Annotated in this window: 17 protein-coding genes; 8 read left to right on the top strand and 9 right to left on the bottom strand. The window is 70.2% G+C overall.

Translation table 11 applies throughout. From position 1 onward, the window contains the following. Window positions 1-63: 63 nt before the first annotated feature. Genes K8625_RS10025 through K8625_RS10015 form a run of 3 tightly spaced genes read right to left on the bottom strand, consistent with a single transcriptional unit; the run spans window position 64 to window position 1425 of the window. Window positions 64-597 carry an SRPBCC family protein gene (locus tag K8625_RS10025; RefSeq protein ID WP_223782562.1) on the bottom strand — a complete coding sequence of 178 codons (534 nt, stop codon included), beginning with the start codon at window positions 595-597 and terminating at the stop codon, window positions 64-66. Further along, a complete protein-coding gene (locus K8625_RS10020; RefSeq protein ID WP_223747113.1) occupies window positions 590-1063 on the bottom strand; it encodes an SRPBCC domain-containing protein in 474 nt (157 codons plus the stop codon). The genes K8625_RS10025 and K8625_RS10020 overlap by 8 nt, the downstream gene beginning before the upstream one ends. Beyond that, entirely contained in the window at window positions 1060-1425 is a 366-nt protein-coding gene (locus K8625_RS10015) for a helix-turn-helix transcriptional regulator (protein ID WP_223782561.1), read from the bottom strand. Before K8625_RS10015 ends, K8625_RS10020 begins: the two co-directional genes overlap by 4 nt. Window positions 1426-1521: 96 nt before the next feature. Between K8625_RS10015 and K8625_RS10010 the strand changes: the two genes are divergently transcribed. Genes K8625_RS10010 through K8625_RS10000 form a run of 3 tightly spaced genes read left to right on the top strand, consistent with a single transcriptional unit; the run spans window position 1522 to window position 4168 of the window. Beyond that, window positions 1522-2406, top strand: a complete 885-nt coding sequence (locus K8625_RS10010; RefSeq protein ID WP_223782560.1) for an S-methyl-5'-thioadenosine phosphorylase — start codon at window positions 1522-1524, stop codon at window positions 2404-2406. Then, on the top strand, window positions 2403-3509 hold the full coding sequence (gene mtnA, locus K8625_RS10005; RefSeq protein WP_223782559.1) for an S-methyl-5-thioribose-1-phosphate isomerase: 1107 nt from the start codon (window positions 2403-2405) through the stop codon (window positions 3507-3509). Before K8625_RS10010 ends, mtnA begins: the two co-directional genes overlap by 4 nt. Beyond that, on the top strand, window positions 3506-4168 hold the full coding sequence (locus tag K8625_RS10000) for a class II aldolase/adducin family protein (RefSeq protein ID WP_223747117.1): 663 nt from the start codon (window positions 3506-3508) through the stop codon (window positions 4166-4168). The genes mtnA and K8625_RS10000 overlap by 4 nt, the downstream gene beginning before the upstream one ends. Here the strand turns inward: K8625_RS10000 and K8625_RS09995 are convergent. Beyond that, window positions 4149-5417 (bottom strand): metallophosphoesterase, encoded by a 1269-nt coding sequence (locus K8625_RS09995; RefSeq protein ID WP_223782558.1) that lies wholly within the window; start codon window positions 5415-5417, stop codon window positions 4149-4151. The two genes, K8625_RS10000 and K8625_RS09995, sit on opposite strands and share 20 nt — an antisense overlap. A 169-nt stretch (window positions 5418-5586) precedes the next feature. Continuing rightward, window positions 5587-6123: an FHA domain-containing protein gene (locus tag K8625_RS09990; RefSeq protein WP_223782557.1), complete on the bottom strand. Its 537-nt coding sequence runs from the start codon at window positions 6121-6123 to the stop codon at window positions 5587-5589. Window positions 6124-6434: 311 nt separating this feature from the next. Here K8625_RS09990 and K8625_RS09985 point away from each other — a divergent pair, with 311 nt between their 5' ends. From K8625_RS09985 to K8625_RS09970, 4 genes are all read left to right on the top strand, one after another. Beyond that, a complete protein-coding gene (locus tag K8625_RS09985; protein WP_223782556.1) occupies window positions 6435-6785 on the top strand; it encodes a hypothetical protein in 351 nt (116 codons plus the stop codon). A 158-nt stretch (window positions 6786-6943) separates the two neighbouring features. After that, a complete protein-coding gene (locus tag K8625_RS09980; protein WP_223782555.1) occupies window positions 6944-8974 on the top strand; it encodes a hypothetical protein in 2031 nt (676 codons plus the stop codon). A 322-nt stretch (window positions 8975-9296) separates the two neighbouring features. Next, window positions 9297-9599, top strand: coding sequence for a hypothetical protein (locus K8625_RS09975; protein WP_223782554.1), 303 nt, complete (start codon window positions 9297-9299; stop codon window positions 9597-9599). Beyond that, a complete protein-coding gene (locus K8625_RS09970; RefSeq protein ID WP_223747122.1) occupies window positions 9596-10051 on the top strand; it encodes a hypothetical protein in 456 nt (151 codons plus the stop codon). Before K8625_RS09975 ends, K8625_RS09970 begins: the two co-directional genes overlap by 4 nt. Window positions 10052-10099: 48 nt before the next feature. Here the strand turns inward: K8625_RS09970 and K8625_RS09965 are convergent, their stop codons facing one another. From K8625_RS09965 to K8625_RS09955, 3 genes are all read right to left on the bottom strand, one after another. Further along, window positions 10100-11740 (bottom strand): long-chain fatty acid--CoA ligase, encoded by a 1641-nt coding sequence (locus K8625_RS09965; protein ID WP_223747123.1) that lies wholly within the window; start codon window positions 11738-11740, stop codon window positions 10100-10102. Window positions 11741-11841: 101 nt separating this feature from the next. Further along, entirely contained in the window at window positions 11842-12879 is a 1038-nt protein-coding gene (locus K8625_RS09960) for a 6-phosphofructokinase (protein WP_141332983.1), read from the bottom strand. Between the two features lie 78 nt (window positions 12880-12957). Continuing rightward, window positions 12958-14385 (bottom strand): amidase, encoded by a 1428-nt coding sequence (locus K8625_RS09955; protein ID WP_223747124.1) that lies wholly within the window; start codon window positions 14383-14385, stop codon window positions 12958-12960. Between the two features lie 192 nt (window positions 14386-14577). Here K8625_RS09955 and K8625_RS09950 point away from each other — a divergent pair, with 192 nt between their 5' ends. Continuing rightward, window positions 14578-15321, top strand: coding sequence for a glucosamine-6-phosphate deaminase (locus K8625_RS09950; RefSeq protein ID WP_223782553.1), 744 nt, complete (start codon window positions 14578-14580; stop codon window positions 15319-15321). 4 nt (window positions 15322-15325) lie between these two features. On the opposite strand, the gene K8625_RS09945 is transcribed toward K8625_RS09950, so the two are convergent. Beyond that, complete coding sequence (locus tag K8625_RS09945; RefSeq protein WP_223782552.1) at window positions 15326-16957, bottom strand: von Willebrand factor type A domain-containing protein; 1632 nt, start codon at window positions 16955-16957, stop codon at window positions 15326-15328. Between the last annotated feature and the right edge of the window lie 229 nt (window positions 16958-17186).

The raw sequence follows: 17186 nt of genomic DNA, 5'->3' as shown, positions 1-17186 counted from the left end.
TGCGCCTCGAGGTCTCGAGCCGCGGCGGGCAACAAGGCGAGGGCCCGTCACGCGCCGAGGACTTCAATCCCGAGGGAAGCGCTCCTCGTACTCGGCCTCCAGGCGTGCGTGGGTGGACCAGAAGCCGCGAGGCGTCTGTCCGCGCAGCTGGTCCTCGAGGATGCCCAGGTGGGTGTCCCAGCCGCTCGCGACGCTGACGCGGTCCTCGCGCGTGACGAGGCGCCGGTGCGTGACGACGAGCAGCACGTCCGAGCCCCGAGCGCTCAGCTCGAAGGTGACCTCGGAGGGGGCGCCCGTCTGCTCGGCCCAGGTGTAGCTCAGCACGTGTGGCGGCTCGCAGCGGAGCACGCGCCCCGTGTGGCGATGGCCATCGCGCATCACCTGATAGCGCTGGGGCACCGGCTCGTGGGAGAGGTGGGCGTGCTGGAAGCGCAGCTCGACGCTTCCACCTTCGCGCAGCTCCATGTCCCCGGCGGCGAGCCACTTCCCGCGCAGCTCCGGGTCCGTGAGGAACGCCCACACGCGCTCCAGCGGACCCGGCAGCACGCGCTCCAGGCGCACCGTCTGGGGCTCGGTGACGACGCCGTGTTCAGCCATGGCGCGGGGTCTCCACGGCCAGCTCGCGCGCCAGGGTGGTGAGCATGGTGGCCCAGCCCGCCTGCGTGCGGTCCGCATACTCGGCCCACGTGTCCGACATGACGTGCGTCAACGTCAGCTCACAGCCCGCGTCCCTCGGCCGGAAGTCCAGGGTGACGCGGCTGATGTTCTCCTCGCTCATCGGCTCCTCGCGGATGGCCCACGTGAAGACCAGTCGCTGGGGACGGGCTATCTCCAGATAGGTCCCGATGTGGTCGATGTCCTGACCCTTCCTGCGCACGAGGAAGGAGAAGCCGCCGCCCACGCGCGCGTCGAGCCGCAGGTGCACCACCTCCTCGTCGCGCACACCCGGGCCCCACATCCACCGGCCGAGCGTCTCGGGGCTCAGCCACGCGTCGAAGACGCGCTCGGCGCTGGCGGGGAAGAAGCGGGTGAGCTGGACCTGGACCGTCTTCGAGGCATTCACCGGGTGCGTCCTTTCTTGGGGGAAGGGGGCGTGGGAGCCTCGCCGCGCAGCAGGCTCTCCAGCATGTCGAGCCGCTCGCTCCAGAAGCGCTCGTAGTAGCGAATCCAGTCCTGCGCGTCCGACAGCGGCCGGGCGTTGAGCCGGCAGACGTGCGTGCGGCCCTTCACCTCGCGGTGCACCAGCCCCGCACGCTCCAGCACCTTGATGTGCTTGGACGCAGCGGCCAGGGACATCTGGAAGGGCGCCGCCAGCTCTCCGACGCTGCGCTCGTGCACCGACAGGTTGCGCAGCATCGCCCGACGTGTCGGGTCGGACAGCGCATGGAACGTGTGGTCGAGCTGGCTCGCGTATTGTTCAACCATGAGGTTGAATATAGAGTCGCGCGTGACGCTGTCAACCCACGTGGGCCGCGGGGAGGCTGGTACGCTGGTGGTGTCCCTCGACCCCGGAGAAGACCCATGTCCCGAGCCCCCGCGCCCGTCATCGGCATCATCGGTGGCAGTGGCCTGTACCAGATGGATGGCCTGAAGGACGTCGCGTGGAGGAAGGTGTCGTCGCCCTTCGGCGAGCCCTCCGACGAGCTGTGCTTCGGCACGCTCGAGGGCACGCAGGTGGTGTTCCTGCCCCGCCATGGCCGCGGGCACCGCATCGCCCCGAGCGACATCGACTTCCGGGCGAACATCGACGCGCTCAAGCGCAGCGGGGTGACGGACCTCTTGTCGCTGTCCGCGGTGGGCAGCCTGCGCGAGGACCTGCCGCCGGGCACCTTCGTGGTGGTGGACCAGTTCGTGGACCGCACCTTCGCGCGGGAGAAGAGCTTCTTTGGCACGGGGCTGGTGGCGCACGTGTCCATGGCGAAGCCCACGTGCTCGCGCTTGGGGGAGGCGGTGGTGGCCGCGTGCGAAGCGCTGGGCGTGGCCGCGCACCGGGGCGGCACCTATCTGGCGATGGAGGGGCCGCAGTTCTCCTCGCTCGCGGAGAGCCGGCTGTATCGGACGTGGGGCTGTGACGTCATCGGCATGACGAACATGCCGGAGGCCAAGCTCGCCCGGGAGGCGGAGCTCTGTTACGCGACGGTGGCCATGGTGACGGACTTCGACTGCTGGCACCCCGAGCACGACGCCGTCACGGTGGACCAGGTCGTCTCGGTGCTCGTGGGCAACGCGGGCAAGGCGCGCTCGCTGGTGAAGCAGGTGGTGCCGCTGCTCGGAGGACACGAGGGGCCCTGTCGGCAGGGGTGTCAGCGCGCGCTGGAGCACGCGCTCATCACCGCGCCGGACGCCCGCGACGCGGCGATGGTGGAGAAGCTGTCCGCGGTGGCCGGACGGGTGCTCGGGCGATGAAGGTCCACGGCAAGCCCACCCGCGCCGTCTGGCTGGAGCCGGATGCCCGCGCGGTGGGCATCATCGACCAGACGCGGCTGCCCCACGCCTTCGTCACCGCGCGACTGGAGACGCTGGACGAGGCCGCGCACGCCATCCGCGCGATGCGGGTGCGGGGCGCTCCGCTCATCGGCGCGACGGCCGCCTACGGGGTCTGGCTGGCCTTGCGCGCGGATGCCTCCGACGCGGCGCTGACGCGGGCCCTCGCGGTGCTGGGTGAGACGCGGCCCACCGCCGTGAACCTGCACTGGGCGCTGGAGGAGATGCGCCGTGTGCTGACCCCGCTGCCGCCCGCCGAGCGCGTGGAGGCGGCGAAGCGGCGCGCGGCCGAGCTGTGCGACGAGGACGTGGCCATCAACCGGGCGCTGGGCGAGCACGGCCTGAGGCTCCTGGAGGCCGCGTGGGAGAAGAAGGGGAGGAAGGGCCGGCTGGAGGTGCTCACCCACTGCAACGCGGGGTGGCTCGCGACGGTGGACTTCGGCACGGCGCTCTCGCCCATCTACCTGGCGCACGACGCGGGCCTGCCCGTGCATGTCTGGGTGGACGAGACGCGCCCGCGCAACCAGGGCTCGCAGCTGACGGCGTGGGAGCTGGGGCAGCATGGTGTCCCGCACACCGTCATCGCCGACAACGTGGGCGGCCACCTCATGCAGCACGGGCAGGTGGACCTGTGCATCGTCGGCACGGACCGCACCACGGCCCACGGTGATGTGGCGAACAAGATTGGCACCTACCTCAAGGCGCTCGCGGCGAAGGACAACGGCGTGCCTTTCTATGTGGCCCTGCCCTCGCCCACCATCGACTGGAGTCTGCGCGACGGCGTGCGGGAGATTCCCATCGAGCAGCGCGATGGCTCCGAATTGAGCGACGTCACGGGCCGGCTCGCCTCGGGGGAGGTGGCCACGGTGCGGGTGACACCGGAGGGCAGCCCCTCCGCCAACTACGCCTTCGACGTGACGCCCGCGCGATTGGTGACAGCGCTCATCACCGAGCGGGGCGTGTGTCCGGCGAGTGAGGCGGGCCTGCGCTCGCTGTTCCCGGAGCGCGCGAGGATGGGCTCATGAAGGACGAGCGCGTCGTGCGAGAGGCGATGATCGCCACCTGCCGCAAGATGAACGCGGCGGGGCTCAACCAGGGCACGAGCGGCAACTTGAGCGTGCGCGTGGACGGGGGCTTCCTGCTGACGCCCACCGGCATGGACTACGAAGTGCTGGTGCCCGAGGACATGGTCCTCATGCGCATGGATGGAAGCCACGAGGGCCCACGGCGTCCGTCGTCCGAGTGGCAGCTCCACCGGGACATCCTGGAGGCCCGTTCGGAGGTGGGCGCGGTGCTGCACGCGCACTCCATGTTCAGCACCACGCTGGCGTGTCTTCGCCGGGGCATCCCGGCCTTCCACTACATGGTCTGCGCGGCGGGCGGCGTCGACGTGCGGTGCGCGCCGTACGCCACCTTCGGCACCGCGGAGCTGGCGCGAAACGTCCTGGACGCGCTGGAGGGCCGCAAGGCGTGCCTGATGGCGAACCACGGCATGCTGGCGCTGGGGCGGGACCTGCCCTCGGCCTTCAAGCTGGCGGTGGAGGTGGAGACGCTCGCGGCCATGTACTGGCGAGCGCTCCAGGTGGGAGAGCCCGTGCTGCTCGACGACGCGGAGATGGCGCGCGTGCTGGAGAAGTTCAAGACCTACGGCCAGCAGTCCGCGCTCACGCCGAGCGGAGCGTGAGCACCGTCACCTCGGGCGGGACGCCCAGGCGGAAGGGCAGCCAGTGTCCGGTGCCGCCGGACACGTAGAGCTGGTGGTCGCCCCGGCGGTAGCGGCCGAGCATGTACTGGAAGGCGAAGAAGAAGAACGGCATCCCGAAGAAGGCCACCTGGCCACCATGGGTGTGGCCCGCCAGCGTCAGCCGCGCGCCGCGCTCGGCGGCGTGGTCGAAGAAGTCCGGGTGGTGCGTGAGGCACAGCACCACCTCGTCGGGAGAGACGCCCTGGAAGGCCTGCTCGGCGGACTGCTTCATGCGCGCGGCCTTCACGCGGTGGCTGCGGCCGGACATGGGGTAGTCCACGCCCACCACGCGAACGCGCTGGCCGCCGTGCTCGAAGGTGTGGGACTCGTCCACGAGCAGGCGCACCGGGCTGCCCCGCGACTGGGACTTCGCGTAGGCCTCCACGACCTCGTCCAGCCCGCGCCAGTGCTCGTGGTTGCCGAGCACCGCCAGCATTCCGTGAGGCGCGCGGCACTCCTCCAGCGCGGCCATGGTGGCGTCGAGCTGGTCCAGGTCATCGATGAGGTCCCCCGTCATCACCTGGAGGTCCACCTTGGCCTCGTTCATCGCGGCCACCGTGTCGCGCAGGTACTGGGTGTCGATGAAGGTGCCCACGTGTACGTCGGTAATCTGGCCGATGCGGAAGCCATCCAGCGCGGCGGGCAGGCCCGGCAGGCGCACCTCCACCGACTCCACCTTGAAGCCCATGGAGCCGCTGGCCAGGCCCGCCGTGCTTGTCCCCACCGCGAGCAGCGGCACCGCGCGCCCCGCGTTCGTCAGGAGGTTGCGCCGGCTCATCCTCGCGGACGTCAGCGACTCCAGGGCGCTGGCCTGCGTGGAGTGGGTGGCGGGGGTTCCGCTGGGGACGGACTCGGGGGCCTCGGGGACCGGGGCCTGGGTCGTCATGACGTCAGGGGAGGCCTTCGCCCGGGCGCGGCGGTCCATCCACCGGCGCAGCAGGGCCAGGGGGCCGCCGACGAGGAAGATGATGATGGCGGAGATGGACCAGCCCGTGGCGAGGATGCGCAGCAGGGCGGGGACCTCGGAGGTGCGTCCGGCGATGGCGGGCACCAGCCAGACGGCCAGGGACAGCGCCGAGCCGCCGAGCAACACCCACCGGCGCCACCCTCGCGCCATCGCGGGCCAGAACGACTTCAGGACGGTCCAGGCGACCACGTAGACCAGGAGGAGAAGCAACGGCCTGACCATCAACACGCTCCCAAGCGCACGAGAACCGCAGTCATAGCGCCGGGCCGCATGCCCCGCCGCACGAAGTGGCTGAATGTAGGTGATGCCCCTGTCACCGAGGCTCGCCTGGGCGCCAGGGCGTCCTCCCTACGTCCGCGCGGCCCGGGACATTCCCCAGGGCGTGTGGGCATCAGCCCCGGGCGCCGGGGCTGGCCATGCGCAGGTGCGCGTGCAGCGTCTCGGTGCGCAGGTAGAGGAACTGGGCATCGCCGAAACCCAGCGCGTCGCCATCCGTGAGCAGCACGTCCTGCTCGGGCGTCAGCGCGGCGGTGTTGACCCACGTCCCGTTCATCGAGCCCACGTCCCGGACCGAGCAGTCCCCCGCCGAGGCGTGCCACTTGAGCGTGGCGTGGTGCTTGGACACGGACGGGTCCGGGACGATGAGCGTGCAGCCCTCCATCCGTCCCACGGTGAGCTCCTGCCCGTCCACGGCCGGACGCAGGAAGTGGACCTCCAGCGCGTCGAAGCCGCGCAGCATGACGAAGAGCCGGTCCACCAGCCGGGTGCGGTGCGCCATGCCCACGGTGCGCGCCTCGCCCAGCCGCATCGCCACCTGTTGGAAGACGGGCTCGGGCGGCTGTTGGACGAGGACCACGGGCCCGGAGGCGTCGAGGAAGGCTTCCAGGGTTGCCAGGGCGAACGGGCGCAGTTGCTTCACGGACGGCATGGTGGCCACAACCTACCCCGAAGCCGCGGGCCCTGGCGCGCACCCGCACGCACCAGGCCGCCGCCGTCCACCAGCGAACGCTCCCACGTGAGCACATGGAGCGGGTTTGGTCCGGGTTCTTCGGAAGGTTTCATGGAGGCACGCGCGAGGCTCAATCCATGCGCAGTGATTGCGAGTGGCTGTAATCCCAGACCCGAGACGAGGCTGGAAACATTTCAGCTAGTGGCTATCAACGATGGAGAAGGCTCGACAATCATTGCATATCCGCCCACGGAGCTCGGGTCGGTGGGCTCCATCACCAGGAGAAGCGCATGAAGGCACTGTCATTCGTGATGGTCGCGGCTGTTTCCATGGGCGTGCTCGCCGGTTGCGGCGAGGGCACCACGCCGGAGGCGACAGTCGACGACAAGGGGCCCCGGTACGAGGCCACGCTGAACGATGGGAGGTCCGTGATCGTGCGGGACGCCTCGGGCGAGAGCAACGTGAGCGCCCAGGCCATCGAAGGTGAGCGCACCGTCACCCAGGCCGCGTGTTGGGTGACGTTGCAGTGGTGCAGCGAGCCGGGCACCGGCGACATCGTCTGCACCCAGAACGGCGGCTGCACGACGGCGCAGTTCATCGCCGCGTGCATCTCGCTCGCCGAGGATATCTGCGGAATCTGATACATCCGTGGAAGCTCAGCGTCAGCCCCAGGTGAGGGCTGACGCTGCATGGTGGTGCGTGGCGCGGTGTGTCGTGAGATGAGGCTTTGCGCTCGCGGCGTGTCCGGTGACACTCGTGTGACACAGACATTTGTGTTCGCGCGAGGAGCGTCCAAGCCATGTGGGAGCGAATGAGGAAGCACGGCGCCTGGGTGTTGGCGGCGTCGTTGTTGGCGTTGAGCGGGTGCTCGGACTCGGACGATGACCTGCCGATGCCGGACGCCGGGGCGCAGCCCGACTCGGGGACGCCGGACGCGGGGGCACCGGACTCGGGCTCGGAGCTGCCGCCGCTGCAGGTGCCGGAGGGCTGCAACCCGCTGGCATCCGAGCATGACTGCCTGTTGCCGTATCCCTCGGACTACTTCCTGAAGGAGGACGCGGCGCTGCCGTCGGGGCACCGGGTGACGCTGAGCGCGGCCGCGAAGCTGAAGACGCGGGATGGGACGCCGTTCGACTTCACGGACCTGCATCCGGCGGATGGGTATTCGCATGGCACGCAGATGCTGGCGCTGTTCCCGGGCGGGGTGGATGACACGGGGCTGCCCTCGGTGACGCGGCCCACGGCGGCGACGTCGGGGAGCACGGTGCTGTTGGAGGCGGAGGCGGGGACGGGGGTGTTGCACTTCGCGGAGCTGGACCCTCGGGCGGCGGCGGACGCGCGGCGGGCGCTGCTGGTGCGGCCGGCGGTGCGGCTGAAGGGTGGGACGCGCTACGTCGTGGCGCTGCGCGGGCTGAAGGCGAAGGACGGCACGCCGGTGCCGGTGCCGGAGGGCTTCCGCCGCATCCGGGATGGACAGACGGCGGGGGACGCGCTGCTGGCGCCGCTGGCCCGGCGCTACGAGGCGGACATCTTCCCGGCGTTGGAGGCGGCGGGGGTGCCGCGCGCGGAGCTGCAGCTGGCGTGGGACTTCACGACGGAGACCGAGGAGAACGTCACGCGGGACATGTTGGACGTGCGTCGGCTGGCGATGGAGGCGATGGATGCCACGCCGCCGGTGGTGACGGTGACGGAGGTGACGAACGACGTGGACGCGAACATCGCGCGTCGCATCAAGGGGACGCTGCGGGTGCCGCTGTTCATGGAGACGGCGCAGCCCGGAGCGCTGCTGGCGCGGGATGCGCAGGGGCGGGTGCGGCGCAATGGCGAGGCGGAGGTGCCCTTCACGCTGCAGATTCCCCGGAGTGTCTGGGGGCAGGGCGTGGCGCCGGTGCGGCTGCTCCAGTACGGGCACGGCTTCTTCGGTGGGCAGGGTGAGGCGGATGGTTCGTTCGTGCGGCCGTTCGTGCAGGCGACGAGGATGGTGGTGGTGACGGTGGACTGGTGGGGGATGTCGCAGGCGGACGCGCCGGGGGTGGTGGGGGCGATGGCGCAGCAGCCGGGGCAGACGATGCGCTTTTCGGACCGGGTGCATCAGGGGATGGTGAACCAGATGGCGGTGACGTACGCGGCGCGCACGACGCTCCGGGACGTGCCGGAGCTGAGCGACAACGGGGTGCTCGTGTACGAGCCGGGGCAGACGTACTTCTACGGCATCAGCCAGGGGCACATCCTGGGCGGGACGTACGTGGCGCTCTCGCCGCATCTCGAGCGCGCGGTGTTCAGCGTGGGTGGGGCGGACTTCTCGCTGATGATGTTCCGGGCGAAGCCCTTCGCGCCGTTCCTGCAGGCGATCGCCGCGGCGGTGCCGGACGCGCTGGACCAGCAGAAGTTCGCGGCGATGACGCAGACGGGGTTCGACCGCATCGACCCGCTGACGTACGCGCCGCACGTGTTGAAGACGCCGTATGAAGGCAGCCCCGCGTCGCGCAAGGTGTTGGTGCAGTACGGCCTGGGCGATGCACAGGTGCCCAACGTGGCGACGGAGCTGCATGCGCGGGCGATGGGGCTGACGCAGCAGTTGCCGGCGACGTGGCGCGTGCCGGAGCTGCCGGCAGTGGAGGGGGTCCTCGACGGCGCGGCGCTGGTGCAGTTCGACTTCGGGTTGCCCTCGCCGCTGCCGGGCACGGTGGCGAACCTGCCGGCGGACGACAACCCGGTGCACGAAGGGGTGCGTCGCAACACGAAGGGCCGTGAGCAGGTGGACCTGTTCCTCAGGCCCGACGGCAAGGTGGAGGCCACCTGCGGCGGCGTCTGCCTCGGCGCGAACTGACGCGGTGGGCCGAACGTGTAAGCCGTAGTTACAAGTTCGTGGATGGCTCCGCGTTGGTTCGGAAATCGTGCGCCGTGAGGCGTGTGGCTTGCAGCGGAGACGGTCCGCGCTCGTGAAGGGGCGCGGACCGTCCAACCTGTGAGACTGCATGCATCGTCTGAGTGAATCGCCGGGCCATACGGCCCCTGTCGTGATGGGGCCGCGAAGGAGGGTAGGGAGTAGACAGCACGACCTGGGGGGTGAGACACCCGGGATGGACCTCGCGCCCCTTCGGGCCGAAGTCCGTCGAGGCGAGAGTGCTCGGGCTCGACAGGGAGGGCTCATGACGCGGTACTGGCTTTCGTTCGACTTGGGGCTCCGGGGCAACTACGACGACCTCTACCGGTGGTTGGCGAAGCTGGACGCGCGCGAGTGTGGTGACGGCATCGCGACGTTCACCACGGAGCAGACGCCCGTGCAGCTCAAGCGGGCCCTCAAGCCCATCGTGGGCAAGAAGGGGCGGGCCTACCTGATTGGCTCCGACAAGGAAGGGAAGTGGAGCGGCAAGTGGCTCTTCGGCAACCGGCGTCCCGCCCCGTGGGTCGGCTACGTCGAGCTCGCCGGTGAGGAGCAGGACGACGCATGAAGGTCTGTGTCGATGCCTGCTTCCTGCTCGCGCTCTATGACCCGAGGGATGGTCTCCACGGCGTCGCCAAGGCGCTGTTCGAGAAGCTGTTCGACTCGACTGCCCACGAACTGGTGGTGCCCTGGCCCATCCTCTACGAGACGGTGTCGACGCGCATGGCTCGCAGGAGCGCGTCGATGGGGCTGCTGGAGCGGGACTTGAAGCGCCTGCGGCAGCGCAACCGGCTGTCGATGTTGTTCGACCGGAAGATGCGCGAGCAGGCGCTCGCGGAGTGCTTCGAGGAGCTGACGAAGGACGGTGGTTACCGCGCCCTGAGTCTGGTGGACCGGGTGGTGCGGCTGATGCTGCTCAGTCGGAGCCACCGGCTCCACGCCCTCGTCACCTTCAACCGGGGCGACTTCGAGGACGTGTGCCGGCAGCGGAAGATCCAGCTCATCGACCAGCAGGGCTGACGAGCTTGGGGCCCACCGTCCTTCCACGGACGGCGGGCCCACCGTGCCTCACCCCGCGGCGGTGCTCGGGTTCTTGATGAGGTGGTCGCCGTAGTCCTCACGGAGCTTCGTCTTGAGGAACTTCCCGGTGGACGTGCGCGGAATCTGCTCGATGAAGAGGTAGTCGTCCGGCAGCCAGAACTTGGCGAACTGCTTCGCCAGGTGCTCCGTCAGCGCCTCCTTGCTCACCGCCTGCCCCGGCTTGAGCACCACCGCCGCCAGCGGACGCTCGTCCCACCGCGCATGCCGCCCGGCGAACACCGCCGCCTCCAGCACCGCCGGGTGGCTCATCAGCGCGTTCTCCAACGCCACCGACGAAATCCACTCCCCGCCCGACTTGATGACGTCCTTGCTCCGGTCGCAGATGCGCACATACCCATCTGCGTCCAACGTGACGACATCCCCCGTCCTGAACCAGCCATCCGCCGTGAAGCGGTCCGCGCCCTCGCCGCCGTAGTACGAGCCCGCCACCCACGGCCCGCGCACCTCCAGCTCGCCCATCGTCGCGCCGTCCCACGGCAACGCCTTCCCGTCCTCCCCCATCACCCGCGTCTCCACGAACGGCAGCGCGAAGCCCTGCGAGCTCTGCGCCCCCAGCTGCGCCTTCGCGTCCGCGTGGCGAAGCGCCTGCTTCACCTTCGCCATCGTCCCCACCGGGTTCATCTCCGTCATGCCCCAGGCGTGCGTCACCTCCAGCCCGTGCCGCTGCCGGAAGCCGTCAATCATCGCCGGCGGCGCCGCCGAGCCTCCAATCAACATCGTCCGCATCGCGCTCAGGTCCCACTTCTTCGGGTCCTGGTCCAACAACGCGAGGATGCCCAGCCAGATGGTCGGCACTCCGCCCGCCACCGTCACCTTCTCCGCCGACATCAACTCCAGGAGCGACGGCGGGTCCAGGTGCGGCCCCGGCATCACCATCCGCGCCCCCGTGAGCAGCGCGTCGAACGGCAACCCCCACGCCGCCGCGTGGAACATGGGCACCACCGGCAACACCGAGTCCGCCTCGCCGATGCCCGTCAAATCCTTCATGCAGCACACCAGCGTGTGCAACGTGATGGACCGATGGCTGAACAGCACCCCCTTGGGGTTGCCCGTCGTGCCCGACGTGTAGCAGAGCATCGCCGCGCTGTTCTCCTCCAGCGTGGGGAAGTCGAACGTCTCCGGCTCCGCCGCGAGCAGCTGCTCGTAGTCCAGCGTCCCCTCCGGCGCGGGCCCCGCGTCCGGGATGACGATGACATGGCGGATGCTCGGCACCTGCGCCGCGAACTTCTCGAACAGGGGCCACAGCGAGCGGTCCACCAGCACCACCGTGTCCTCGGCGTGCCGGGCGATGTAGGCCAAATCATTCGGATGCAGTCGCAGGTTGAGCGTGTGCACCACCGCGCCCATCGCCGGAATCCCGAAGTACGCCTCCAGGTGCCGGTAGTGGTTCCAGCTCAGCGTCGCCACCCTGTCGCCGGCCTTCACCCCCAGCCGCTTCAGCGCGTTCATCAGCCGGCACGTGCGCTTGTAGAAGTCCGCGTACGTGTAGCGGTGCATCGACTTGTCCGGATTGCGGCTGACGATTTCGGAGCGCGGGTAGTACGTCCGCGCGCGCTCCAGGAAGTGCGTCAACGTCAGCGGGAAGTCCATCATGCGGCCTGGCAGCATCGGCACGTCCCTTCGAGGCGAGGGTGGGGCGCCGATGCTACCGGATGCGCGCTCGGGCCAGCGTCCCGCGTCACTCGCGCCCCGAGCGTTGTCGCGTTGCGTCAGCCGAAGAACACCTGGGCGACCTCGAAGAACTCCGTCGGGACGCGCTTGAGCTCCTTGGTGGCGGCGGCCAGCTCCACGCTGACGATTTCGTTGCCCTTGAGCGCGGCCATCTTCCCGAACTCGCCCCGGGCGACCATGTCGCACGCGTGCACGCCGTAGCGCGTGGCCAGCACGCGGTCATGCGCGGTGGGCGCGCCGCCGCGCTGGATGTGGCCCAGCACGGACACGCGCGTCTCGAAGCCCGTGCGGCGCTCGATTTCCTGCGCGACGATGTTGCCCACGCCGCCCAGCCGGGGCCGTCCCGCCTCGTCCAGCGCGCCGCTCGTCACCAGCTGCTCGCCCTGGTCCGCGGACAGCTTGATGCGCGTGCCCTCGGCCACCACGACGATGGAGAAGCTGCGTCCGCCCGCGTGGCGGCTGCGGATGTGCTCGGCCACGCGCTCCAGGTCCGCGGGAATCTCCGGCACCAGGATGACGTCCGCGCCGCCGGCGATGCCCGCGTAGGTGGCAATCCAGCCCACGTGCCGGCCCATCACCTCGCAGACGATGACGCGCTTGTGCGACTCGGCCGTCGAGTGCAGCCGGTCCACCGCCTCCGTCGCAATCGCCACCGCGGTGTCGAAGCCGAAGGTGAAGTCGGTGCCGTTCAGGTCGTTGTCGATGGTCTTCGGCACGCCCACGATTCGCAGCCCCTCCTGGGACATGCGCGTGGCGGCGGACAGCGTGCCCTCGCCGCCGATGGCGATGACGGCGTGGATTCCGTTGCGCTCGATGGCGCGCTTCACCTTCTCCAGGCCGTTCTCCACCTTGAACGGGTTGACGCGCGAGGTGCCCAGGATGGTGCCGCCCCGGTGGAGGATGCCGGAGGTCGTCTCGCGGGTGAGGCGGAAGTGGTTGTCCTCGAGCAGGCCCTTCCACCCGTCGCGGAGGCCCATCATCTCGAAACCGTGGGCGGAGGCGCGGCGGACGAGGGCGCGGATGACGGCGTTCAGGCCGGGGCAGTCACCCCCGCCGGTAAGCACGGCGACTTTCATGAAGAATGTTTTATCGCGCCTTGCACCCGACGTGCTGATGAAGTTTGCCCGAGCGCCCTGCGACGGGAGGAGCGGCCCCTAGCCGAACACCGACGGCCGCCGGTGCGTCCACGGATGCGCGGCCTCCAGCTGCGACGCCAGCCGCAAGAGCGTGGCTTCATCCCCGAAGCGGGCGATGAACTGCACGCCCACCGGCAGTCCCTCGGGACTCCAGTGGAGGGGCACGCTCATCGCCGGGTTGCCCGCCATGTTGGCCATGGGGCAGTAGGGCGTGAAGCCCGCCGCGCGGAACAGGGGAGCGAGCGGCGCGTCGGGCAGGGACGCGAACGTCCCCAGCACGGGCGCGGGCTCGGTGACGGTGGGCAAGAGCCACACGTCCACGTCCTCGAAGTGCCGGGCGAAGACGCGGCCGAAGCGCAGGATTTCCGTCTGCGCGTGCAGGTAGGCCGACAGGCCCTGGCTCAGCCCGTGTTGATACAGCGCCCAGGTGAAGGGCTCGAAGTCCTCGGGCGAGGGCGCGCGGCCCAGGCGGCGCGAGAGCCCCTCCACGGTGTTCACCACGCCACAGGCCCAGGCCGTCATGAAGTGCTGGCCGAGCGTGTCGTCGCCGGGAATCTGGAGGTTGCCCTCGAGGACGGAGTGGCCCAGGCCCTCGAGCCGCTTCGCGGTGGCGACGACGGCGCTGAGGCACTCGGGGTGGACGGGGGCGCCCACCGCGTTGCGCAGCGTCAGGCCGATGCGCAGCCGACCCGGGGGTGCGCCGACCTCCAGGCCGTAGGGACGGGCCTTGGGCGGGGCGTGGTAGGGCGCGCCGAGGTCGGGCCCCTCGGTGGCGTCGAGCAGCGCCGCGCTGTCTCTCACCGTGCGGGTGAGGGCATGCTCGCCTATCAGCCAGTGGACACTGTCGGCCAGCTCCGGCCCGGTGGGGTTCCTGCCCCGGCTGGGCTTGAGGCCGAACAGGCCACACGCGGACGCGGGGATGCGGATGGAGCCGCCGCCGTCGGAGGCGTGCGCGAAGGGCACCATGCCGCTGGCCACCGCCGCCGCCGCGCCGCCGCTGGAGCCTCCCGGCGTGCGCGTCACGTCCCACGGGTTGCGACACGGTCCGTGCAGCGAGCCCTCCGTCGTGGGGAGCAGCCCCAGCTCCGACGTGTTGGTCTTTCCCAGGACCACGAGCCCCGCGCGCAGGTAGCGCTTCACCAGCTCGCTGTCATGGCCCGGCGCGAAGTCCTTCGCGAAGCGCGAGCCGAAGGTGAGCGGGTAGCCCTCCTGCGCGGCGAGCAAATCCTTGAGCAGGAAGGGCACGCCGGTGAAGGGGCCTTCGGGCAGCGGAGCCTTCGCCCTGAGGCGCGCGGTCTCGAACTGCGTCTGCACCACGGCGTTGAGCCGGGGGTTGCAGCGCTCGATGCGGGAGATGGCCGCGTCCACGAGCTCCAGCGGAGTCACCTCCCGGCGCCGCACGAGCTCGGCCTGGGCGGTGGCGTCGAGGCTGATGAAGGGGTCCATGGGCGGGCACTCTACCCGTGCGTGCGCCACGCGCGGTATGACGCGTCGCGTCCGCGCGGTGTCGGCGATGACGGCAGTTGCTGCAACAGTCACGGACATGCCTCTGGGTGAACGGCTTCGTGACTCCCGGGTGGTGTTGAGGGGCCCAAGAACATGTTCGTGTGCGCGGCTCTTTTCGAGCGAGGAGCCTCCATGAACATCCGGGTCTTCGAGTCCGAGCAGGAAGCGGCCGCCGCGTGCGCCGCGCGCATCGCCGAGGCGGTGACGGCGCATCCGTCGTTGGTGTTGGGGTTGCCCACGGGGCGCACGCCGCTCAACGTGTACCGGGAGCTGGTGTCGCTGCAGGCCAGGCGGCGGCTGGACTGGTCGATGGCGCGGACGTTCAACCTGGAGGAGTGGGTGGGGTTGTCGCCGGAGGATGGCGGCAGCTTCCACGCGTACATGGAGCGGCACCTGTTCCGACATGTGAACCTGTCGAAGGAGCGCATCCACTTCCTCGACGGCGCGGCGCCGGACCTCGCCCAGGAGTGCGAGCGCTACGAGGCGGAGCTGATGGCGGAGGGGGGGCTGGGATTGGTGTTGGTGGGCGTGGGCGCGGACGGGCACCTGGCGTTCAACGCGCCGTCGGACAGCCTGCGCGCGCCCTGTCACCGGGCGAAGCTGAGCCGGGGGGCGCGCGAGGCGAACGCGATGTTCTTCGGGGATGACGCGAGCCGCGTGCCGCTGGAGGTGCTGACGCTGGGCATGGGCGCGCTCATCCAGTCGCGCCGGGCGATGCTGCTGGCGTTCGGCGCGCAGAAGGCGGAGGCGGTGAAGGCGCTGGTGGAGGGGCCGCTGACGCCGTCGTGTCCCGCGTCGTTCCTGCAACTGCACCGCGACGTGGAGGTGTGGCTGGACGTGCCCGCCGCGAGCGCGCTGGCGGGCCGCGTCCAGTAGGGCCTCAGCGCGAGCTGCTGGCGAGGCGCGGGGCGAGAAGCTGGCGCAGCTTGCCGAGCAGCGTGAGGAACTCCACGCGGTCCTCCTGCCCGTGGGTGGCGTCCGCCGCGAGCGAGTGGATGCGCGAGAAGTTGCGCTCGTCGGTGGTCAGGGTGCCGCGCAGCAGGTCCGCGGTGCTGGCGACCGCCGCCGCGAAGCGCAGGTCCTCCGAGGCGCGGTCCAGCGACGCCTTCACCTCGTTGCGGTTCAGCACGAAGCGCTGCTCGGCGGCCTCGGAGTCACCCGGCTTCTTGGCGCGCACGCGCACGGTGGCCACCGTGTCCCCCTTGCCCGTCAGGTCCAGCTCGTAGAGCGCGGTGACGGTGTGGCCCGCGCCCACCTCGCCCGCGTCGACGTCGTCCTTGCGGAAGTCCGCGTCGGCGATGGCGCGGTTCTCGTAGCCGAGCAGCCGGTACGCGCGCACCGCGGTGCGGTCGAACTCCACTTGAATCTTCACGTCCTGGGCGATGACCTCCAGCGTGCCGCCCAGCTGGTCGCGGAACACGCGCTGCGCCTCGCGCTCCGAGTCGATGTAGTAGCAGTTGCCGTTGCCCTGGTTGGCCAGCTTCTCCATCAGCTCGTCACGGTAGTTGCCCATGCCGAAGCCAATGGTGGACAGGGTGACGCCCTCCTTCACGTACCGACGGATGCTGCCGAGCATCGTCTCCACCGTCTGGTTGCGGCCCAGGTTGGTGTCGCCGTCCGTCAGCACGATGACGCGCGAGACGCGCTGTGAGCCCGCCATGCGCACCGCCTGACGGTAGGCGAGCTCCAGGCCATCCCCCATGGCGGTGCCACCGCCCGCGGAGAGCGCGTCGATGGCGGCGTTGATGCGCTTGCGCTCCTTGGCGGGCGTGGGCTCGAGCACGGTGGACACGCCGCCGGCGTAGGTGGTGATGGCCACGGTGTCGTGAGGGTTGAGCCCCTCCACCGCGAGCTTCACCGACTTCTGGACGAGCGCCAGCCGGTCGGGCCCCTGCATGGAGCCGCTGGTGTCCACGAGGAAGACCAGGTGCGTGGGCTTGCGCTCGGCCCTGGGGACGTGGCGTCCCTGGAGGCTCACCTTGAGCAGGTGCTGGCGCTCCGCGAAGGGCGAGGGCGCGGCCTCGAGCGCGACGTGGAACGGGCCCTGCCCCGGGGGTGGCGCGGGGATGGCGTAGCGGAAGTAGTTGACCCACTCCTCCACGCGCACGTTGGACGGGTGGGGGAGCTGGTGCTCCGTCACCGAGCGGCGGAACTGGGTGTAGGAGGCGGTGTCCACGTCCACCGCGAAGGTGGAGAGGGCGTCCTCGCGCACGTCGGTGCGCGGATTGATGGCCTGGGGCGCGCCGCTGGGGGCCGGGGCCTGTGCGACGGGGACGCTGGCCCGCTGCCCGGTGTCGGAGTCGCCATAGGCGTCGTTGTTGCCGAAGGTCCTCATGCTCTTGCGCTGGAGGCCCTCCGAGCCCGAGGCGACGGCCTCATGGTTCCCCGTGAGCGACGAGGCGCTGGCGCCGAAGAGCTTGCGGATGTTGTCGCCGTACAGCGTGACGCCGCCGCCGAGCAGCGCGAGCGTGACGAACAGCGTGACGAGGATGCGGGTGAAGCGCTTGCTCATGGGGCCTCGGGGTGTGGCGGAAGAAGGCATTGCGTGGAGGGACTCGTCTCATGGGCGCCTCACCGCGCGCGTCCGTCATCCGCCCGAGGTCGGTCATCGGGAGGAGGTCGGTCATCCGACCGATGCCCTCGTGCGGGAGGAGCCGGAGGCGGGACGCCTCGGATTGGATGTCTGGGATTGCCCCAGCTCCGTCGGAAAGTGGATAGCCATGGAAAGAGGGCCTGTTGAC

This window comes from Myxococcus sp. AS-1-15, from assembly GCF_020037055.1.
Lineage (GTDB): Bacteria > Myxococcota > Myxococcia > Myxococcales > Myxococcaceae > Myxococcus > Myxococcus fulvus.
Note: the sequence above shows the minus strand (reverse complement) of the source record. Positions and strands in the feature narration are given on the sequence as shown.